This window comes from Helicobacter suis, from assembly GCF_902196125.1.
Lineage (GTDB): Bacteria > Campylobacterota > Campylobacteria > Campylobacterales > Helicobacteraceae > Helicobacter > Helicobacter suis_B.
Genome location: NZ_CABIKG010000012.1, coordinates 24,794 through 41,654, shown reverse-complemented (window position 1 = coordinate 41,654; position 16,861 = coordinate 24,794). Strand labels below are relative to the sequence as shown.

33 protein-coding genes are annotated in these 16,861 nt (G+C 42.7%); 3 read left to right on the top strand and 30 right to left on the bottom strand.

From position 1 onward, the window contains the following. Window positions 1-5: 5 nt before the first annotated feature. Both glcD and G6Q00_RS05840 read left to right on the top strand, forming a co-directional pair. Window positions 6-1,385: a glycolate oxidase subunit GlcD gene (gene glcD, locus G6Q00_RS05845; RefSeq protein ID WP_163532395.1), complete on the top strand. Its 1,380-nt coding sequence runs from the start codon at window positions 6-8 to the stop codon at window positions 1,383-1,385. Then, on the top strand, window positions 1,382-1,852 hold the full coding sequence (locus G6Q00_RS05840; protein WP_163532394.1) for a methylated-DNA--[protein]-cysteine S-methyltransferase: 471 nt from the start codon (window positions 1,382-1,384) through the stop codon (window positions 1,850-1,852). The genes glcD and G6Q00_RS05840 overlap by 4 nt, the downstream gene beginning before the upstream one ends. Here G6Q00_RS05840 and G6Q00_RS05835 read toward each other — a convergent pair. From G6Q00_RS05835 to rpsJ, 30 genes are all read right to left on the bottom strand, one after another. Next, on the bottom strand, window positions 1,847-2,002 hold the full coding sequence (locus tag G6Q00_RS05835) for a hypothetical protein (protein ID WP_163532365.1): 156 nt from the start codon (window positions 2,000-2,002) through the stop codon (window positions 1,847-1,849). The genes G6Q00_RS05840 and G6Q00_RS05835 overlap by 6 nt on opposite strands. A gap of 8 nt (window positions 2,003-2,010) precedes the next feature. Beyond that, entirely contained in the window at window positions 2,011-2,361 is a 351-nt protein-coding gene (rplQ, locus tag G6Q00_RS05830) for a 50S ribosomal protein L17 (RefSeq protein WP_163499427.1), read from the bottom strand. Continuing rightward, window positions 2,361-3,371 (bottom strand): DNA-directed RNA polymerase subunit alpha, encoded by a 1,011-nt coding sequence (locus tag G6Q00_RS05825; protein ID WP_163499426.1) that lies wholly within the window; start codon window positions 3,369-3,371, stop codon window positions 2,361-2,363. The genes rplQ and G6Q00_RS05825 overlap by 1 nt, the downstream gene beginning before the upstream one ends. Before the next feature lie 10 nt (window positions 3,372-3,381). Beyond that, window positions 3,382-4,008, bottom strand: a complete 627-nt coding sequence (gene rpsD, locus G6Q00_RS05820) for a 30S ribosomal protein S4 (protein ID WP_163499425.1) — start codon at window positions 4,006-4,008, stop codon at window positions 3,382-3,384. 9 nt (window positions 4,009-4,017) lie between these two features. Further along, window positions 4,018-4,410, bottom strand: coding sequence for a 30S ribosomal protein S11 (gene rpsK / locus G6Q00_RS05815; protein ID WP_163499424.1), 393 nt, complete (start codon window positions 4,408-4,410; stop codon window positions 4,018-4,020). A gap of 10 nt (window positions 4,411-4,420) precedes the next feature. Continuing rightward, the gene (gene rpsM, locus G6Q00_RS05810; protein WP_163499423.1) at window positions 4,421-4,783 is read right to left on the bottom strand and encodes a 30S ribosomal protein S13; all 363 of its coding nucleotides are present in this window, start codon (window positions 4,781-4,783) and stop codon (window positions 4,421-4,423) included. A gap of 2 nt (window positions 4,784-4,785) precedes the next feature. Then, entirely contained in the window at window positions 4,786-4,899 is a 114-nt protein-coding gene (rpmJ, locus tag G6Q00_RS05805) for a 50S ribosomal protein L36 (protein WP_006564198.1), read from the bottom strand. A gap of 61 nt (window positions 4,900-4,960) precedes the next feature. Next, the gene (infA, locus tag G6Q00_RS05800; RefSeq protein ID WP_006564199.1) at window positions 4,961-5,179 is read right to left on the bottom strand and encodes a translation initiation factor IF-1; all 219 of its coding nucleotides are present in this window, start codon (window positions 5,177-5,179) and stop codon (window positions 4,961-4,963) included. After that, window positions 5,180-5,941, bottom strand: coding sequence for a type I methionyl aminopeptidase (gene map / locus G6Q00_RS05795; RefSeq protein ID WP_163532393.1), 762 nt, complete (start codon window positions 5,939-5,941; stop codon window positions 5,180-5,182). Further along, window positions 5,941-7,200: a preprotein translocase subunit SecY gene (gene secY / locus G6Q00_RS05790; RefSeq protein WP_163499421.1), complete on the bottom strand. Its 1,260-nt coding sequence runs from the start codon at window positions 7,198-7,200 to the stop codon at window positions 5,941-5,943. The genes map and secY overlap by 1 nt, the downstream gene beginning before the upstream one ends. Continuing rightward, complete coding sequence (gene rplO, locus G6Q00_RS05785) at window positions 7,200-7,604, bottom strand: 50S ribosomal protein L15 (RefSeq protein WP_163532392.1); 405 nt, start codon at window positions 7,602-7,604, stop codon at window positions 7,200-7,202. The genes secY and rplO overlap by 1 nt, the downstream gene beginning before the upstream one ends. An 8-nt stretch (window positions 7,605-7,612) precedes the next feature. Further along, complete coding sequence (rpsE, locus tag G6Q00_RS05780; RefSeq protein ID WP_163499419.1) at window positions 7,613-8,053, bottom strand: 30S ribosomal protein S5; 441 nt, start codon at window positions 8,051-8,053, stop codon at window positions 7,613-7,615. Between the two features lie 8 nt (window positions 8,054-8,061). After that, on the bottom strand, window positions 8,062-8,418 hold the full coding sequence (gene rplR, locus G6Q00_RS05775; protein WP_163532391.1) for a 50S ribosomal protein L18: 357 nt from the start codon (window positions 8,416-8,418) through the stop codon (window positions 8,062-8,064). A 9-nt stretch (window positions 8,419-8,427) separates the two neighbouring features. Further along, the gene (gene rplF / locus G6Q00_RS05770) at window positions 8,428-8,964 is read right to left on the bottom strand and encodes a 50S ribosomal protein L6 (protein WP_163532390.1); all 537 of its coding nucleotides are present in this window, start codon (window positions 8,962-8,964) and stop codon (window positions 8,428-8,430) included. Between the two features lie 8 nt (window positions 8,965-8,972). Further along, window positions 8,973-9,368 (bottom strand): 30S ribosomal protein S8, encoded by a 396-nt coding sequence (rpsH, locus tag G6Q00_RS05765; RefSeq protein WP_163499416.1) that lies wholly within the window; start codon window positions 9,366-9,368, stop codon window positions 8,973-8,975. Window positions 9,369-9,377: 9 nt separating this feature from the next. Beyond that, window positions 9,378-9,563 carry a type Z 30S ribosomal protein S14 gene (locus tag G6Q00_RS05760; RefSeq protein WP_034376675.1) on the bottom strand — a complete coding sequence of 62 codons (186 nt, stop codon included), beginning with the start codon at window positions 9,561-9,563 and terminating at the stop codon, window positions 9,378-9,380. Then, window positions 9,563-10,108 carry a 50S ribosomal protein L5 gene (gene rplE / locus G6Q00_RS05755; protein WP_163499415.1) on the bottom strand — a complete coding sequence of 182 codons (546 nt, stop codon included), beginning with the start codon at window positions 10,106-10,108 and terminating at the stop codon, window positions 9,563-9,565. The genes G6Q00_RS05760 and rplE overlap by 1 nt, the downstream gene beginning before the upstream one ends. 3 nt (window positions 10,109-10,111) lie before the next feature. Next, window positions 10,112-10,333, bottom strand: coding sequence for a 50S ribosomal protein L24 (gene rplX, locus G6Q00_RS05750; RefSeq protein WP_163532389.1), 222 nt, complete (start codon window positions 10,331-10,333; stop codon window positions 10,112-10,114). Beyond that, window positions 10,333-10,701 carry a 50S ribosomal protein L14 gene (rplN, locus tag G6Q00_RS05745; RefSeq protein ID WP_006564210.1) on the bottom strand — a complete coding sequence of 123 codons (369 nt, stop codon included), beginning with the start codon at window positions 10,699-10,701 and terminating at the stop codon, window positions 10,333-10,335. The genes rplX and rplN overlap by 1 nt, the downstream gene beginning before the upstream one ends. Before the next feature lie 2 nt (window positions 10,702-10,703). Next, window positions 10,704-10,964, bottom strand: coding sequence for a 30S ribosomal protein S17 (gene rpsQ / locus G6Q00_RS05740; protein ID WP_163499413.1), 261 nt, complete (start codon window positions 10,962-10,964; stop codon window positions 10,704-10,706). Then, entirely contained in the window at window positions 10,954-11,157 is a 204-nt protein-coding gene (rpmC, locus tag G6Q00_RS05735; protein ID WP_163499412.1) for a 50S ribosomal protein L29, read from the bottom strand. The genes rpsQ and rpmC overlap by 11 nt, the downstream gene beginning before the upstream one ends. Continuing rightward, a complete protein-coding gene (gene rplP, locus G6Q00_RS05730) occupies window positions 11,144-11,569 on the bottom strand; it encodes a 50S ribosomal protein L16 (protein ID WP_163532388.1) in 426 nt (141 codons plus the stop codon). Before rplP ends, rpmC begins: the two co-directional genes overlap by 14 nt. A 2-nt stretch (window positions 11,570-11,571) precedes the next feature. Continuing rightward, window positions 11,572-12,264, bottom strand: a complete 693-nt coding sequence (gene rpsC / locus G6Q00_RS05725) for a 30S ribosomal protein S3 (protein WP_163499410.1) — start codon at window positions 12,262-12,264, stop codon at window positions 11,572-11,574. Further along, entirely contained in the window at window positions 12,264-12,590 is a 327-nt protein-coding gene (gene rplV, locus G6Q00_RS05720; protein WP_163532387.1) for a 50S ribosomal protein L22, read from the bottom strand. Before rplV ends, rpsC begins: the two co-directional genes overlap by 1 nt. Window positions 12,591-12,618: 28 nt before the next feature. Continuing rightward, on the bottom strand, window positions 12,619-12,900 hold the full coding sequence (gene rpsS, locus G6Q00_RS05715) for a 30S ribosomal protein S19 (RefSeq protein WP_006564215.1): 282 nt from the start codon (window positions 12,898-12,900) through the stop codon (window positions 12,619-12,621). Beyond that, a complete protein-coding gene (rplB, locus tag G6Q00_RS05710; protein ID WP_163532386.1) occupies window positions 12,901-13,731 on the bottom strand; it encodes a 50S ribosomal protein L2 in 831 nt (276 codons plus the stop codon). Between the two features lie 9 nt (window positions 13,732-13,740). Continuing rightward, window positions 13,741-14,022, bottom strand: coding sequence for a 50S ribosomal protein L23 (locus G6Q00_RS05705; RefSeq protein WP_163499407.1), 282 nt, complete (start codon window positions 14,020-14,022; stop codon window positions 13,741-13,743). Then, complete coding sequence (gene rplD, locus G6Q00_RS05700; RefSeq protein WP_430750793.1) at window positions 14,023-14,646, bottom strand: 50S ribosomal protein L4; 624 nt, start codon at window positions 14,644-14,646, stop codon at window positions 14,023-14,025. Next, the gene (gene rplC / locus G6Q00_RS05695; protein ID WP_163532384.1) at window positions 14,640-15,224 is read right to left on the bottom strand and encodes a 50S ribosomal protein L3; all 585 of its coding nucleotides are present in this window, start codon (window positions 15,222-15,224) and stop codon (window positions 14,640-14,642) included. The genes rplD and rplC overlap by 7 nt, the downstream gene beginning before the upstream one ends. A 46-nt stretch (window positions 15,225-15,270) precedes the next feature. Beyond that, window positions 15,271-15,585, bottom strand: a complete 315-nt coding sequence (gene rpsJ / locus G6Q00_RS05690; RefSeq protein ID WP_006564220.1) for a 30S ribosomal protein S10 — start codon at window positions 15,583-15,585, stop codon at window positions 15,271-15,273. A 162-nt stretch (window positions 15,586-15,747) separates the two neighbouring features. Between rpsJ and G6Q00_RS05685 the strand changes: the two genes are divergently transcribed. After that, entirely contained in the window at window positions 15,748-16,812 is a 1,065-nt protein-coding gene (locus G6Q00_RS05685; RefSeq protein WP_240331014.1) for an ATP-binding protein, read from the top strand. The last annotated feature ends 49 nt before the right edge of the window (window positions 16,813-16,861 follow it).

Genomic DNA, 16,861 nt, shown 5'->3' with positions numbered 1-16,861 from the left:
TTTACTTGTTAGAAGAAAGCCATGCCAAATATTTGAGTGATCTTGTGGGGGCGGATAATTTTTTCACCGATAAAGCCCACTTAAGCGCTTATGCCTACGATGCCACTAGAGAACATTATCTACCCGATGGGGTGATCTTTCCAAGAGATGAGCAAGATATTAGCCAGATTCTAGCCTATTGCAACCAACATAAAATTATTGTTGTGCCAAGAGGAGCGGGGAGCGGATTTACCGGGGGGTCTTTAAGTGTACGCGGTGGGCTAGTGCTAAGTGTAGAAAAACACATGGATAGAATTTTAGAAATTGATCAAAAAAATTTGATAGCCAGAGTCCAACCCGGAGTAATTAATAAGCATTTTCAAAACGAGGTAGAAAAATACGGGCTTTTTTATCCACCCGATCCAGCTAGTCAAGATCAAAGCACACTAGGGGGTAATGTGAGTGAAAATGCGGGGGGAATGCGCGCGGCTAAATATGGGATCACAAAAGATTATGTCCTAGCCTTGCGGGCGGTGTTGGCTAATGGGCAAATTATTCGTGCGGGCAAAAAGACTATTAAAGATGTAGCAGGTTTTAATGTGGCCGGGATTTTAATAGCTAGCGAGGGGTGTTTGGCGGTCATTAGTGAGATCACACTTAAACTTCTAGCCAAACCTAAACTCAAACAATCGGCGATGGGGGTTTTTTCTAGTATAAAAGAGGCGATGGAGGCGGTGTATAAAACGATGGCTAGCGGGGTGGTACCTGTGGCTATGGAATTTTTAGATAATTTAAGCATTAGAGCTGTGGAGGAGCGTTTTAAAAAGGGCTTGCCTATAGAAGCAGGCGCGATTCTTATCACCCAAGTAGATGGCAGTGTGGCCGAGCAAATTGCTTGGCAACTTAAAGAAATAGAAAAACATTTTAAAGCCAATGGTTGTACGGATTTTAAAATCGCACAAAATGCCACACAAGAGGAGGATTTATGGTTTGCACGCCGCAACGCCTCACAAAGTATCACCGTTTATGGGCGTAAAAAACTTAACGAAGATGTAACCGTGCCCCGTGCAAGTTTGCCCGCTTTATTAGAGGAGGTGGGGCGTATTAGTCAGGCTTATAACTTGCCTATTCCTTGTTTTGGGCATACTGGCGATGGCAATGTACATGTTAATATCATGCTAGAAAATCCAGAGGAGCAACTAGAAAAAGGGCAAAGGGCGATGGAGGAGATTTTTAAGTGTGCGGTGGCTTTAGAGGGAACTTTAAGCGGGGAGCATGGGATCGGGCTTTCTAAGGCTAAATTTATGCCCCTAGCCTTTAGCCCTGAGGAAATGGGGCTTTTTAGAAGTATCAAACAGGCTTTTGATCCTAATAATATTTTAAACCCCTTTAAGATGGGGCTATGAGTGTCTACTTTTTTAAAACCCCGCCAAGTTTTCCTATGCCTTACTTACGGCTTTGTACCAATACAGAGGGGCTTTATAGTTTAGAATTTACAAAGCTATGTTTAAAGAGTGATCAACTAGATGATCAAATGCGCGCCATTATACAGGCTTTAAAGGGTTATTTTGCAGGCTCTCTTAAGCGCTTTAATATCCCACTAGTACTTAAAGGTACTTCTTTTCAAAAGCGAGTGTGGCAAGCTTTAGAACAAATCCCTTATGCAGAAACAACCAGTTATCAAGAAATAGCTAAGATTTTAAAAAATCCTAAGGCTTGCCGTGCTGTGGGTCAAGCTAATTACAAAAACCCATGCCCTCTTTTTGTCCCCTGCCACCGCGTGGTGTACCAAAACGGAAGTCTAGGGGGTTATGGGGGCGGGGTGGATATTAAGGCGTGGTTACTTGCACACGAGAAAAACCACAAATTATAAATTCATATTGGGCAAAATAGTAGAGGTGTGGGCTATAAACATCACAAGTTCAACTAGCCAGATAAAGATAAAAACCCTAAAGGCGAGCTTTTCTAAGGTGGGTTTGAAGTATAAAATCCCTACCACTCCCAAAGTGGCTAGAAAGCCCAAAAATTCCATTACACAAAGGCAATTTTAGCCAAAGTGCAAGCATCGCCTCTGCGGATAGCACTTCTATGGATACGGGTATAGCCCCCCTTGCGATCGCTATATTTAGGCGCTACCTCGCTGACTAGTTTGTGGGTGGCTTTTTTGTGCTGGAGGGAGGCAAAAACAAAGCGGTGGGCGTTAAAATCCCCTTTGCGAGCAGTACTCACAAGTTTTTCAATAAAAGATCGCAACTCTTTAGCTTTATAAATCCCTGTTTCAATCTGGCCATGCTCAATTAAAGAGATCGCCAAATTTTTAAGTAAAGCCTTTCTATGGGCTGAGCTTCGGCCTAGTTTTCTAAATCTATTTTGATGACGCATTAACTTTCCTCGCTTTTTAATTTATCAATACGGGCTTTTAAAGAAGTTTTAAACCCTTCGGGGAGTTCTTGACCTACGGGGTATTTGAGTTGCTCTAATTTTTCAGCGATCTCATCATAGGACTTTTTGCCCAAATTTTTAATCCCTTTAAGTTCGTAAACATCCATGAGTACTAATTCGCCAATGTATTTAATCCCCACCTTATCTAGGCAATTAAAACAACGCGCACTCAGATCCAAATCCTCAACTTTTTTAATTAACTCTTTAATTTCAAGGTTATTCTCTAAGTGGTAGGCATTTTTAGAATCGCTTAGATTTGTACTAAAAATATGCATTTGGGCATGCATGGTTTTAATGGCTTCTTGAAAGGCTTGTTTAGGATCAACCTGCCCATCGCTTTCAATCTCAAAGATCACCTTTTCAAAATTAGGGTTGCCATCTACTAGGATATTTTCAATATGATAGATCGCTTTTTTAATAGGGGTAAAGCAAGCATCTAGGGGAATATAATCGCTAGAAATAAACCCGCGTATGCTCTCAGAGGGCACATAACCCATGCCTTTTTGTATGATCAAAGAAAACCCTAATTGCCCATCTTCATTAATAGTTGCTAGATAAGTTTCTGTATCCACCACTTCTACTTCCTCTGTTGCTAAATCCTTACCACTTAGCTTAGCTGGACCATTGAAAGAATAATGCACCACCAACTGATCTTCTGCATTCTCTAAATTTTTAGCCACTAGACGGATATTTTTAAGATTAGCAATAAAAAGCGCTACATCTTCGGCCATGCCCCGCACAGAGTCAAATTCATGCGCAACACCCTCTATTTTAATCGCAATGGGAGCAAAACCCACCGAACTTTGTAGTAACAAACGGCGTAAAGGATGGGCTAGAGTGATAGCATAGCCACTTTCAAAGGCAGAAACAGAGACGCGGATACTCCTATCGCCCAGTCTCTCCACACGGATATCAGTAGGGACATGGGGCGCTGTTTTAATCACCTTCATAATCTCCCCCCTACTTAGAATATAATTCTACAATCAGGCGCTCTTCAATGGGGATTATCACTTCCTCTCTTTGAGGATAACGGGTAAAAATCCCAAATCTCTTATCCTGATCCACATCAATCCACGCCACCATTCCTGTTTGCTTGCTAAGTTCTATAGAACGCGCAATTTGGGGGTTTTCCTTGCTTTTTTCAATCAATTCGATCTTTTGCCCATGCTTAATAAAGGCTGAGGGAATATCTAAGCGTTTGCCATCTACTAGAATATGCCCATGTGTAACTAGTTGGCGGGCAAAACTTCGCGTACTAGCAAAACCCATGCGATAGATCACATTATCTAATCTACGCTCAAGTAGACAGATTAAATTTTCCCCAGTATTGCCCTCCATGCGGCTTGCCTCTTTAAAGATCGATCTAAATTGTTTTTCAGAAATCCCATACATCGCCTTTGCTTTTTGTTTTTCGCGCAGTTGCAAGCCATAATCAGAGATTTTCCCGCGCCTTTGTCCATGTTGACCCGGTCCATAGGATCGTTTATCTAGCGCGCTTTTACCACTCAAACGGCGTTCGCCCTTTAAAGCCAGAGAAACCCCAAAACGGCGTTCTAATTTTTCAACCGCAGATCGATACCTTGCCATTCTCTCTCCTTATACTCTTCTTCGTTTAGGGGGGCGACAACCATTGTGAGGCAAAGGCGTGATGTCTTTAATCCATAAAACCTTAATGCCCTCAATGCTCCCCACACTTTTAATCGCCGTTTCTCGCCCACTTCCAGGGCCTTGTACTTTAATGCCCACCTCTTTAATGCCATGATCTTTTGCTTTCATCATCGCATTTTCTACAGCTTGTTGGGCTGCGTAGGGTGTAGATTTTTTAGAACCCTTAAAGCCTAGCCCACCCGCTGTAGACCAGCAAATCACATTGCCCATTTCATCTGTTACCGTAATATTAGTGTTGTTAAAAGAAGCGGCGATGTAGACCACTCCCCTAGCGATATTTTTTTTGACAACCTTTTTTTTGACACCCACTCGTTTTGCCATTTATACTCCCTTATTTACTGCCCACGGTTTTTTTCTTACCTTTGCGGGTACGGGCGTTATTTTTTGTGGTTTGCCCGCGCACAGGTAAACCCTTGCGGTGGCGAATTCCCCGGTAATTGCCCAAATCCATCAAGGCTTTAATATCCATTTGTACTTTTTTGCGCAAATCCCCCTCTACAACATAATTAGCCTGGATTTCTTTCGTAATGCTAGAAATATCATCTTCACTCAAGTCATGTACCCGCTTGTCTGGAGAAATTTTAACCTTAGCTAGAATATCTCGCGAACTTTTTAAACCCACGCCATAAATATAAGTTAATGCGTACTCAATGCGTTTTTTCTTGGGTAAATCCACCCCTGCTATCCTCGCCATGCCTATCCTTGTCTTTGTTTGTGTTTGGGTGTGCTGCAAATCACGCGAATCACCCCGCGCCTTTTAATGATCTTGCATTTATCACACATCTTTTTAACAGAAGGTCTTACTTTCATTCAATAACTCCTTGTGAAAAAGCTCTAATTGTAAAAAAATATTAGTTATAAAACACTTAAATCACTTGTAACGGAAAGTGATTCGCCCCTTATCTAGGCTATAAGGTGTGAGCTCTAAACGCACCTTATCACCTAAGGCAATACGGATATAATGCATGCGCATTTTGCCAGAAATCCGGCAGAGCACCACATGCTTATTATCTAGTTCTACCTTAAAAGTCGCATTAGGCAAGGTTTCAATCACCTTTCCATCTACCTCAATCACATCATCTTTTGCCACTCAAACCTCCGTTAAAATCTGCGCTTTTTGATTGATCATTGCAATCGTGTGCTCATAATGGCTAGTTTTAAGCCCATCTACAGAAACCACGCTCCAATGATCGGCTAAAATTTTAGGCTTGCCCTCTTTTTGGCACACCATAGGCTCTAAACAAAAAACCATTCCTTCTTTAATTTTAGGCCCCGCCTTAGCCTTGATCCCCGGGGATAAATAATTAGGGATTTGGGGTTCTTCATGGGGCTTTTTGCCTATCCCATGCCCGCAAAAATCAAATAAAGGTACAAAGCCCCGCTTTCTAATTGCGCTTTCTAAAATCTGACTCACCTCTTTAAAGTGCATTCCTACCCTTAAATTTGCAATCGCCTCATATAAACTCTCTTTAGCACAGGCAATGAGTTTTGTATCCATAGCGCTAGGTTCACCTATAGCAAGCGTGATAGCTGCATCGCCAAAATAGCCTTGTATCTGCGCGCCTAAATCTAAACCCACAATATCGCCCTCTTGCAAACAATAATCCGTTGGGATACCGTGGATAATCACCTCATTAACAGAAATACAAACCGTGTTAGGAAAGCCATAAAGCCCCTTAAAAGCAGGAATTGCGCCCATTTTATAGATGTGTTCTTCAGCTAGAGCGTCTAATTCTAAAAGAGACATGCCCGCGTGGATTTTTTGGGCTAATAAATTTAGAGTCTGCCCTACTACTTCTCCAACCTTTTTTAAAAGCGCGATTTCCTTGCGGTTTCTAATAGCAATGGCCATTAAAAGCCTATAGCGCTTAAGGTTTTGTACTTGCTCATGTAAATCTGTGCCTCAATTTTTTTCATGGTATCAATCGCCACTTGTACCACGATAAGTACAGCCGTGCCGCCAAAGTAAAAGGGTACACCCATTGCCTTAACTAAAATCCAAGGCAAAGTAGAGATGATAGCTAAATATAAAGACCCCCACAAAGTCAAACGACTCGCTACAGTGTTTAAAAAATTAGCCGTTCCCTCACCCGGTCTTAACCCGGCAATAAAACCCCCGTTACGCTTGAGATTGTCTGCAATATCCTTAGAATTAAAGACAATGGAGGAATAAAAATAGGCAAAAAAGATAATGAGTAAAAACATCAAGACATTGTAAATATAGCCATGCGGGTTAAGAAAATCTGCGATGGCCTGTAAAATTTTATTAGAAGAGGCTTGCAAGATTGTAGAGGGAAAAACCAGCAAGGCGGAGGCAAAAATAGGAGGAATTACCCCGCTTAAATTAAGCTTGATAGGAATGTAGTTCATGATGCGTTTGTTTCTATTTTGCATCACTACTTTACGGGCATAAGAAATAGGAATGCGCCGCTCGGCAAGCTCTACATAAATGATAGAAAAAATCGTAGCTAAAATGATAGCAAAGATACCAAGCAACACTAAAACATTGATCACGCCTGTGTTGACTAAATTAAAAGTGCCTGCAATAGCGCTTGGAATGCCAGAAACAATGCCTGCAAAGATGATCAAACTAATTCCATTACCCACGCCCCTTTGGGTGATTTGCTCGCCAATCCACATTAAAAGCATGGTTCCTGTAAGCATGGAAAAGGTGGAGATAAGCAAGAAAGTTTGCATAGAAATCATGATCGCCCCATTGCTCCCATGCCCAATAGAGCGCAACCCAAAAGAGACACTAATAGCCTGAATAATGGTAATGCCTATGGTGGCGTAGCGCACAATTTGCATGTATTTTTGCATTCCATCGCGCTCTTTTTTCATCTTGGCTAGATTAGGAAAAGTCGCGCTCAAAAGCTCCATAATAATAGAGGAGGTGATGTAGGGCATGATCCCTAGTGAAATAATACTCAAGCGCGAAACCGCGTTTCCGCTAAACATGTTAAACAGACCTAGAGCGTTGCTAGAGTTGTGATCAAAGAAAGATTTAATGGCTGCCAAATCCACTCCCGGAATGGGCACATAGGCTAGCATTCTATAGAGGAATAAATAGCCCAGAGTGATAAAAATCTTAGTGGCAATGGCTTTTGTCATTATTCTTGTCCGCTAGTGCTAATTCTTTCATCTTGGATTCTAGCGCTGAGTTCTCTAGCCTTTGTCCCAATGAGTTTTACCTTTTTAATCGCGCTAGAAAAGGGGTGGATTTTGCGGATAAGTTCTAAACTAAGAGTCTCAAGCTTAAAAATCTGTGGGTATTTATCTACATTAATGCTATAGCTAAAGTTTTTAGTGTGGCTTGTAAAACCCACCTTAGGCAAACGGCGCTGTAAAGGTTGTTGTCCGCCTTCAAAGCCTCGTTTGTGTTTATAGCCTGTGCGCGCACTCTGGCCTTTTCCGCCTCTAGTGGAGGTTTTGCCCATTCCAGAACCCTGCCCTCTGCCCACTCTTTTAATGCTAGATACACTGCCCCTTGCGGGTTGTAAATTTTCTAATGCCATGCAACCTCCTAACCCTTAATTTTAGAAAGCGCTTCAAAAGTTGCGCGTACCACATTGTAGGGGTTATTAGACCCTAAAGACTTGGTTAAAATATCTTTAATACCGGCTAATTCTATCATAGGGCGGGTAGAGCCCCCGGCAATAATGCCTGTACCCTCACTAGCCGGTTTAAGCAAAATTTTACTCGCATTGTATTTTTGTTCTATATCATGCGCGATAGTTGTACCCTTAATTTTAACCTCTATAATGTTTTTAAAGGCATCATCAATAGCCTTTTTAATCGCATCAGGGACTTCCCTAGCCTTGCCAAGCCCAAAGCCTACAAGGCCGTTTTTATTGCCCACAACCACCAGCGCGTTAAAGCGAAAACGACGCCCGCCTTTAACAACCTTAGTAACCCGCCCAATGTTAACCACCACTTCTTGAAATTCTTCTCTATTAATTTGCATGCCTATCCTTAAAGGGCGATGTTTTGTTCGCGCAAAGTCTCTGCAAAGGCTGCCACCACGCCGTGATACAAATACCCATTGCGATCAAAAACCACCTTTTCAATGCCTTTTTCTTTAAGCTGGATCGCAAAATCTTGCGCGATTTTTTTACTATCCTCTACACTTTTTCCAAGCCCTAGCTTTTTACCATCTATATGGGCAAGTGTGATTTGCTCGTTATCATCTATAGCCTGCGCATACAGATGTTTATTAGATTTAAAAATACTCACACGGGGGCGTTCTTGTGTACCAAACACCTTAGAGCGGACGCGCTTTTTGCGTTTGAGTCTTTGGGCTTTTTTCTTTTCTAAAACATTCTTTGTCATTATTATCCCCTATTTTTTCGCGGTTTTGCCGGCTTTGCGGACTATCACTTCGTTTTGGTATTTAATGCCCTTACCCTTGTAAGGTTCAGGGGGGCGAAAAGCGCGGATATTAGCCGCAATTTGGCCAATTTGTTGCTTGTTACTTCCTTTAATGGTAATGGTATTTTTATCCACAACAATTTCTACACCCTCTGGAATGGGGTATTTAATCGGGTGGCTAAAACCCAAATTGAGTTCTAAAACTTTATGCCCTAAAGCCACTTTATAACCCACTCCATTTACCTCTAAAACCTTGCTAAAACCCTTATGTAGACCCATAACAATATTATTTGCCAAAGCCCCATAAGTTCCCCAAAAGGCGCGATCTTGTGCACTCTCTCCTACTGGCTCAAAGCGTAGAGTATTGCCCTCTAAAAGAATTTTAACCCGCCCATGGGTTTCTAATTCTTCGCTGCTCTTTTGGTTTTTAAAATGCAGGCACGATCCTGCTAAACTCACCTGTACCCCACTAGGGATAGCAATGATCTTTTTACCAATTCTTGACATGCCAACTCCTACCAGATACTACAAAGTACTTCGCCGCCCACATTTTGTCTGTAGGCTTCCTCATTAGTGATCACACCCTTATTTGTGCTCACCACCACCACGCCATAGCCATTTTTAAACCGCTTAAGTTCGCGAGATTGTCTATACACCCGTCGACCCGGCTTGCTTAACCGCTTGATCTCATTAATCACTGGTCTACCCTTTTCATCATAGCTTAACTCCACAGAAATAAAGGGTTTCCCGTCTTTTTCAACAACGCGGTAGTTACTAATAAAACCCCGCACCTTAAAAATTTCTAAAATAGATTCCACGATTTTGGCATAATACAGCTCGGTTACTTCCAATCTGCGCATGCTTGCATTACGGATACGGGTTAAAGAATCTGCCACAATATCATTTACCATACAACTCCCTTACCAACTTGCTTTTCTAAGGCCCGGGATTAGCCCCTCATTGCCCATTTTGCGCAAACACACACGGCATAGCCCAAAATCTCTATAAACCGAGTGGGCACGGCCACAGATATTACAACGGGTGTAGGCCCTGACTTTAAACTTGGGTTTGCGGTGCGCCTTTGCAATGATTGATTTTTTAGCCATTAGCGTCCTTTCGCAAATGGCATTCCGAGTAGTTCTAACAACTTAAATGCCTCCTTGTCGCTGTTTGTAGAAGTGATGATGGCGATGTTAAGCCCGTGTGTAACCAAAATATCATCATAGACCACCTCCGGGAAAATCAACTGCTCATTTAGCCCAAAGCTATAATTGCCTCGCCCATCAAAACCATTTTTAGAAACCCCTCTAAAGTCCTTTACTCTGGGCAAGGCAATTACAATGAGTTTTTCTAAGAAGTTATACATGATTTTATTGCGCAAAGTAACCTTTACTCCCACCGCCATTTTCTCACGAATCTTAAAACCTGCCACTGACTTTTTAGCTGTGGTGATCACCGCCTTTTGGCCGGCAATAAGTGAAAGAGTTTGGGCGATATTTTGCATAATTTTCATATCTTTAGCATAACTGCCCGCCCCCACACTGAGTACCACTTTTTCAAGCTTAGGGAGCAACATCGGGTTTTTAATATTTAAATCGGCTGCTAGCTGTGTCTTCACTTCCTTCTCATAAAAGCTTTTCAAACCATACATACCCTACTCCTCTTCTTTTTTGACATTAGAAATATGCATGGGCATCTCCTTAAAAACATGCCCGCCCTTAGGGTTTTCATCTGTTGGTTTAATGCTTTTTTTTGCTAATTTACACCCTTCCACAATAACCATAGATTTTTTAGGAAAGACAGCTAAAACCTTGCCCACCTTGCCCTTATCATCTCCTGCAATTACCCTCACCATATCCTCTTTTTTAATCCGCATTAGAGTACCTCCGGGGCTAAAGAAATGATCTTCATAAAATTAGCGTAGCGGACTTCACGGCTTACGGGGCCAAAAATGCGGGTACCGATAGGATCGCGTTTGGCATCTAAAATCACGGCAGCGTTATCATCAAAACGAATTAGTGAGCCATTAGGTCTTTGCACTTCTTTTTTAGTGCGCACCACAACCGCCTTAACAACCTGCCCTTTTTTCACCTTGCCATTAGGGATAGCCTTTTTCACAGAGGCCACAATCACATCTCCTACACTAGCATAACGGCGATGGCTTCCCCCTAAAACCTTAATACACATGATTTCCTTCCCCCCGCTATTATCCGCCACCACTAACCTTGTGAAACTCTGAATCATCTCTACTCTCCCTTGCTCACAATTTCTTTAAGCGCAAAAGTCTTGGTTTTAGAAATAGGTTTACACTCTATTGCACTCACCACATCACCCACCTCTGCGCTTTTTTGATAATCATCTATACTGTATTTCTTAAAGCGCTTCACAATCTTATGGTACTTTTGGTGCACCACTTTTCTCTCCACCAAGATCACCACAGTACGGGCATCAATTCTGTGCAGTACTCTACCCTGAATGACTCGTTTATGCGCTTGTTTAGACTCCATGTTTATCCTTTTTTAAAGCGCTAATAGCCGTTGCGATGCGAGCGATGTCTTTACGCAAGGTACGGATTTGGCTAGGATTAGTTAACTGCATGGTTTTTAGCTTCACGCGCAACTCAAAAAGTTCTAATTTCTTATCCTTCAACAAAGTTTGTAGCTCCGCTTGGCTCTTGTCTTTTAGCTCAATAAATTTCATTCTCACTCTCTCTAGTTACAATCTTGGTTTTAAAAGGCAACTTTCTTTGCGCTAAAGCCAAAGCCTCACGCGCTACCTCCTGCTCAATCCCTAGCATTTCATAAATGATGCGCCCGGGTTTGATATTCATCACCCATTTTTCTACAGAACCCTTCCCTTTCCCCATCCGTGTTTCTAAAGGTTTGGCGGTTAGGGGCTTGTCTGGAAATACGCGAATCCACACCTTTCCCGCTCTTTTGGTGTGCCGTGTCATCGCCACCCGCGCTGCCTCTATTTGGCGCGAATCAATACGCCCATGCTCAATGGCTTTAATCCCAATATCACCAAAGGCTAAACTAGCACCGCGACCAGACTTGCCACGGTTGCGCCCCTTCATCTGCTTGCGGTATTTGGTTTTTTTAGGCATTAACATGGCTATTCTCTCCCTTTTCTAGCGCGTTTTTCTTCACTCTCTTCGCGTCTTTCAGATACAATCCCCTTATGCAACACCTCGCCTTTAAAGAGCCATACCTTTACCCCAATGTTTCCATAAACCGTAAAAGCTTCTGCAAAGCCATAATCAATTTTAGCCCGCAGCGTGTGCAAGGGTACGCGCCCCTCCATATACCATTCTGTACGGGCAATTTCAGCGCCTGCTAAACGGCCTGAAACCCGTACCTTAATCCCTCTTGCGCCTGCTTTCATCGCAGTTTGCATGACTTTTTTCATCGCCCGCCTAAAAGCCACCCGTTTTTCTAGTTGGGTCGCTACATTTTCTGCGGCAAGTTGGGCATCAGCTTGAGGCCGTTTAACCTCTTTAATATTAAGCGCGACTTCTTTGCGGATTAAATCTTTCAAAGAGGCTTTAACTTTTTCAATATCCACACCCTTTTTACCAATGATAAGCCCGGGGCGTGCGGCTACTACAGTGATACGCAACTTTTTAGCCGCCCTTTCAATGAGAATCTCACTCACCCCTGCATAGTAAAGCTCTTTTTTGAGAAACTTACGGATACGATAATCTTCTTCAATATTAGCCACCGCCACGCCAGCACTAGGAAACCAGCGCGAAGTCCAGTTGCGATTAATGCCCAGTCTCAAGCCAATAGGATTAACCTTTTGTCCCATTACTTGCTCCCTTCTTTGCCTACTTCTACCCGGATATGTGTGGTGGGTTTTCTAATAGAAGAGGCGCGGCCTCTGGCTCTTGGCATGTGCCGTTTAAGAACAGGCCCTGCATCTACGCGGCAACTAAGTACTTCTACCTCTTTAGAGTCATGTTGGCCATTATAAACAGCTGCGCTAATCACGCGCGAAAGAATTCTTGCGGCTTTGTTGGGGGTAAATTCTAATCTAGCAATCGCCACTTCTGCATTCATGCCTTGTACTTGCCTAGCTAGCAAGCGCGCCTTTGTGGGGGAGAGTCTGGTGTATTTAAGGAGTGCCACGCTCATTGATATTCCTTTATATGGTATGCCATCGTTATTTACCTATCTTCTTTTGGACTGTGCCCTTATGCCCCTTGAAAGTGCGGGTGGGGGCAAATTCTCCTAATTTATAGCCAACATGGTTTTCAGTAATGTAGACAGGGATAAAAATCCGCCCATTGTGCACGCTATAAGTTAAACCTATCATCTCAGGCAAAATCGTACTGCGCCGCGACCAAGTTTTAATGGGTCTATTGTCTTTTTTAGCTTTGTGTTTGAGGGTTTTATCCATGAGATGTTTATCAATAAAGGGACCTTTTTTAATTGACCTTCCCATCTACTTGCCTTTCTTGCGTGAAATGATCAAGCGATCGCTTGCTTTTTTATGCCTAGTTTTATAACCCTTTGTGGGTAATCCCCAAGGCGAAACCGGATGCCCGCTAGATCCGGTTTTACCCTCCCCGCCCCCATGGGGGTGATCAACTGGGTTCATCGCGCTACCCCTAGTTTGAGGTCTGACTCGTTTATAGCGGTTGCGCCCTGCCTTGCCAATGGTGGTATTAATAAAATCCTCATTACCCACCACCCCAATGGTGGCCATGCACTCGCTTAAAATATAGCGCATTTCGCCACTTGGCATGCGTAAAGTCGTGTACTTGCCCTCTTTACCCATGATTTGTGCACTCATTCCTGCACTTCTAGCTAGTTGCCCACCAGCACCCGGATGCATTTCTATATTGTGTACAATCGTGCCAATAGGGATACTCCTAAGCTTCATGGCAAAGCCCGGTTTAATGTCTAATCCACCCTCTGCAGCAATGATTTTATCGCCTATTTTAAGACCGCTGGGTTGTAAAATGTAGCGCTTATCTCCATCTGGATAGAGAATAAGAGCGATGCGGGCGTTGCGGTAAGGATCGTACTCAATGCTAGCAACTTTGCCCTCAATGCCAAACTTATTGCGTTTAAAATCAATGATACGATAAAGCCGTTTAGCCCCGCCCTCTTTGTGGCGGCTAGTGATTCGACCTTGGTGGTTGCGCCCGGCGTGTACCGGGAGTTTAATTAAAAGTTTTCTTACACTAGGTTTTGTACTGATGTCTATTGAGCTTAGCGTGCTCATAGAGCGACGGCTGGGGGTGTAGGGTTTGTAAGTTTTAATAGCCATAATGTCTCCTTAAGCGCTTAAAGCCGCAATATTGGCATCTTTGGGGAGGGTTACATAAAATTTTTTATAGCTACTGCGTTGCCCTGCCCTGCCTTTAAACCGCTTGGTTTTACCCCCTTGAGACAAAGAATTGATCTTAAGAGGCACAAAACCAAAGTAATCTTTAAAAATTGCCTTGAGTTGGTTTTTACTCACACCAAGAGAAGTTTGAATCACAATCCTCCCGCTTTCTTGCATAGATAGGGATTTTTCCGTATAAAGGATTGCTTTTATATCGGTGATGTCTGCCATTTATTCTCCTTCTTTAACCAAGATCAGAGCCTCAAATGCGGACCTTTCCATGATAACAGCGCTAAAGGCTGCAACTAAATACCCATTCACCTCGCTTGATTCTACTAAAAAGCAATTAGGCAGATTTCTAAAAGCTAGAATCAAATTTTCATCTAAAGCATGTTGGACTAACAACACATCTCTAAAACCTAGATTTTTCAAAAAAGCGTGGGCATCTTTTGTTTTTTTACTAGGGATTTGGATATTCTCCATTATGATTAATTTATCTGCTAAAGCCTTTTGGCCCAAAGCATACTCTAGGGCTAATTTTTTCTGCTTTTTATTGATTTTAAGGTGGTAGTTGCGCTCATTAGTAGCCCCATGGGATACACCCCCGCCTACAAATACGGGTGAGGTGATACTGCCTGCTCTAGCGCGTCCGCCTCCCTTTTGACTCCAAGGTTTGCGCCCCCCGCCACTGACTTCACCGCGATTTTTGCTTTTAGCGGTGTTTGCCCGTGCTAGTGCGCGGTAGTACTTGACAAATAAATATAAATTATGCGCGTTGATCTGCTCAAACCTAGCAGGCAGTTCTAGCGTCTCTGTTGTCTGCCCTTGCTGATCTAAGACTCTTGCTTTCATGATTTTCCTTTCTGGATACTGATACGGCCATAAGCGCCTGCATAGCCAGCCGTCGATCCCTTGAGGACTAGAATTTTATTTTCTTTATCAAAGGAAAGTACTTGGTTGTGGCAGGTTACTTTTTCATTGCCATAGTGCCCTGCCATCTTTTTACCTTTCTGTACCCGTCCGGGCCACTCTCTATTTCCAATTGAGCCTAAACGGCGGTGGAAACGGCTTCCGTGGGCTGCTGGTCCGCCTTGGAAATTCCAGCGCTTCATCGCCCCACTAAACCCGCGCCCCTTAGTATAAAAGGTAGCTTTGATATATTGCACTCCCTCTAAAGGTTCTACACTCAAATCCCCCAGCGCCTCCGCATGCCCTTTTAAGGTAGCAAAGCGGTTAAATTCTTGGCTTAACTGGTATTTTTTCTGCTGGCCGGCGATAGCTTTGTTGTGTTTTTTGTGCAGGGCATAAGCCACCAATAACTGCCCTTCTTTAATCTCACAAACCTTGCTATCTAAGACTTTAAGCAAAGTTACAGGTACACTACTAGCCCCCACGATGCGACTCATCCCGATTTTTTGCACTAAATATTCCATTATTACATTACTCCTTTCCACAAAATCGTACTAACGCTTTTGGGAATTATTTTTCCTCCATAGAAGTAACTTCTACTTCCACCTCGGGGGCTAGATCAAGTTTCATAAGGCTATCTACCGTCTCTGGAGTGGCTGCCATAATATCAATCAAACGGCTATGTACACGGATTTCAAATTGCTCCCTAGAGTCCTTATTGATGTGGGGAGAGCGAAGCACCGTATAGCGCCTGTTTTTAGTTGGCAGAGGAATAGGCCCTCTAATCTCAGAGCCTGATCGCTTCACCGCCTCCACAATCGCCACGACGGAGCGATCTAACACGCGGTGATCGTAGGCTTTCAACTTGAGTCGTATCTTTTCCATAAAAATCCTTACAAAACTATCAAACTTTTGGGCAATTTAAAAACCCCAATTATAGATCAAAAAATAAGAGAAGTCAAGAAAATAAGCCCCATTTAACGCGTTTTTAACAAAATGTTTAGATATAAAAGTTTCCTTTTATAAAGGAAAATTATAATAACCCTTATGCAAAATCTACCCCTGCTTGCTAATATTTTAGAAACTAGTTTTGCTCAGGCTAGCCAAAGACCACTCAAACCCCGCGATTATGTTATCAAGCCCTCTACTTTGCTTTATGGGGGGGCTAAGGTGGGTAAAAGCGCTTTGGCTCTGCTTGTTGCTAAAAACTATAAAAAGCCCATTTATGTAGACGCCACAGACTGGCGTTTGCCCTTAGACGAGCTTTTTAAATTCCTACCCTCCTTTGCTCAAGACTATAGAGCAGATTTACTTATTCTCAAACACCCCCCTAAGGATTTTGCTTTGCCTACCTTGCCTACTTTACTGATCCAAAGAGATACTAGCCACACCCCAGAGGGTTTTAAGCAACAAGCCATTTCCCCTTTAAGTTTTGCTGAATTTGTCCATTTTTGCAACAAAGACCCTGCTGCTCTCCTTGCTCGTTTTTTAAAAGAGGGGAATTTGCCTGAAATGCTAGCCTTTTGCTCGCATGAGAAAATGCTTAAAAAACAAGCGCTTTTTGCCTTAGAATTTGGCACACAAACCCCCCTTTTTAAAGCAATTTTGCCTTTCCAAGCTAAGAGTTTGAGTACAAACCACCTTTACACCCAGCTTAAAAAGCAACTTAAAATTTCTAAAGACACCCTTTATCGCTTTCTTGCCTCTTTACAAGCTAACCAAATGCTTTTATCTATTCCTACAGAAAAAGGCTATTCTAAGCTATATTTTTATGACTTTTCCTTGCCCTATACCTTTAGTTATAGCCACCCTCTCCCCCCCGTATTTGAAAACATGATCGCTTTAGAATTAGCCCGCTTTTTTGGATTATCTGCTCTCACCTCTTTATCCCCTGTTTTAAGGGTACAAACAAATCAGCGCGCTTATTGCTTTCTCCCTCTAGCTTTCCCCACACAAGAGCAACTTGAATACAGTCTACCCTTACTTTTAAAAAAGATACCTACAGATCCGCTTTTTTGTATCAGCCTTAACCCTCTACCCTTTTCTTGCAAACTCCCCTGTACCCTCTGTGATTTCCTCACCTTTTGTCTAAAAATCCTCCCCACTCTTTAGCTCTCTCTCATGTATTTTTAGCTAGACTAGCGCCTTATTAAAATATTTA

Bases quoted from the DNA above. Each gene is read 5' to 3' on its own strand.
- rpmJ (WP_006564198.1), bottom strand. From the start codon at position 4,899: ATGAAAGTAAGACCTTCTGTTAAAAAGATGTGTGATAAATGCAAGATC.
- G6Q00_RS05825 (WP_163499426.1), bottom strand. From the start codon at position 3,371: ATGAAGGTGATTAAAACAGCGCCCCATGTCCCTACTGATATCCGTGTG.
- rpsK (WP_163499424.1), bottom strand. From the start codon at position 4,410: ATGGCAAAACGAGTGGGTGTCAAAAAAAAGGTTGTCAAAAAAAATATC.
- rpsQ (WP_163499413.1), bottom strand. From the start codon at position 10,964: ATGGAGTCTAAACAAGCGCATAAACGAGTCATTCAGGGTAGAGTACTG.
- rpsJ (WP_006564220.1), bottom strand. From the start codon at position 15,585: ATGGAAAAGATACGACTCAAGTTGAAAGCCTACGATCACCGCGTGTTA.
- rplE (WP_163499415.1), bottom strand. From the start codon at position 10,108: ATGTATGGTTTGAAAAGCTTTTATGAGAAGGAAGTGAAGACACAGCTA.
- secY (WP_163499421.1), bottom strand. From the start codon at position 7,200: ATGACAAAAGCCATTGCCACTAAGATTTTTATCACTCTGGGCTATTTA.
- rplV (WP_163532387.1), bottom strand. From the start codon at position 12,590: ATGAGCGTGGCACTCCTTAAATACACCAGACTCTCCCCCACAAAGGCG.
- G6Q00_RS05705 (WP_163499407.1), bottom strand. From the start codon at position 14,022: ATGGCAGACATCACCGATATAAAAGCAATCCTTTATACGGAAAAATCC.
- rplX (WP_163532389.1), bottom strand. From the start codon at position 10,333: ATGCGGATTAAAAAAGAGGATATGGTGAGGGTAATTGCAGGAGATGAT.
- G6Q00_RS05840 (WP_163532394.1), top strand. From the start codon at position 1,382: ATGAGTGTCTACTTTTTTAAAACCCCGCCAAGTTTTCCTATGCCTTAC.
- rpsD (WP_163499425.1), bottom strand. From the start codon at position 4,008: ATGGCAAGGTATCGATCTGCGGTTGAAAAATTAGAACGCCGTTTTGGG.
- rplP (WP_163532388.1), bottom strand. From the start codon at position 11,569: ATGTTAATGCCTAAAAAAACCAAATACCGCAAGCAGATGAAGGGGCGC.
- rpsM (WP_163499423.1), bottom strand. From the start codon at position 4,783: ATGGCGAGGATAGCAGGGGTGGATTTACCCAAGAAAAAACGCATTGAG.
- rplN (WP_006564210.1), bottom strand. From the start codon at position 10,701: ATGATTCAGAGTTTCACAAGGTTAGTGGTGGCGGATAATAGCGGGGGG.
- rpsC (WP_163499410.1), bottom strand. From the start codon at position 12,264: ATGGGACAAAAGGTTAATCCTATTGGCTTGAGACTGGGCATTAATCGC.
- rplO (WP_163532392.1), bottom strand. From the start codon at position 7,604: ATGGCATTAGAAAATTTACAACCCGCAAGGGGCAGTGTATCTAGCATT.
- rpmC (WP_163499412.1), bottom strand. From the start codon at position 11,157: ATGAAATTTATTGAGCTAAAAGACAAGAGCCAAGCGGAGCTACAAACT.
- rplC (WP_163532384.1), bottom strand. From the start codon at position 15,224: ATGGAATATTTAGTGCAAAAAATCGGGATGAGTCGCATCGTGGGGGCT.
- map (WP_163532393.1), bottom strand. From the start codon at position 5,941: ATGGCCATTGCTATTAGAAACCGCAAGGAAATCGCGCTTTTAAAAAAG.
- G6Q00_RS05685 (WP_240331014.1), top strand. From the start codon at position 15,748: ATGCAAAATCTACCCCTGCTTGCTAATATTTTAGAAACTAGTTTTGCT.
- rpsS (WP_006564215.1), bottom strand. From the start codon at position 12,900: ATGGGAAGGTCAATTAAAAAAGGTCCCTTTATTGATAAACATCTCATG.
- rplF (WP_163532390.1), bottom strand. From the start codon at position 8,964: ATGTCAAGAATTGGTAAAAAGATCATTGCTATCCCTAGTGGGGTACAG.
- rpsH (WP_163499416.1), bottom strand. From the start codon at position 9,368: ATGGTAAATGATATTGTGGCAGATTCTTTAACCCGTATCCGTAATGCA.
- rplR (WP_163532391.1), bottom strand. From the start codon at position 8,418: ATGACAAAGAATGTTTTAGAAAAGAAAAAAGCCCAAAGACTCAAACGC.
- rpsE (WP_163499419.1), bottom strand. From the start codon at position 8,053: ATGCAAATTAATAGAGAAGAATTTCAAGAAGTGGTGGTTAACATTGGG.
- G6Q00_RS05760 (WP_034376675.1), bottom strand. From the start codon at position 9,563: ATGGCTAAAAAATCAATCATTGCAAAGGCGCACCGCAAACCCAAGTTT.
- rplQ (WP_163499427.1), bottom strand. From the start codon at position 2,361: ATGCGTCATCAAAATAGATTTAGAAAACTAGGCCGAAGCTCAGCCCAT.
- rplB (WP_163532386.1), bottom strand. From the start codon at position 13,731: ATGGCTATTAAAACTTACAAACCCTACACCCCCAGCCGTCGCTCTATG.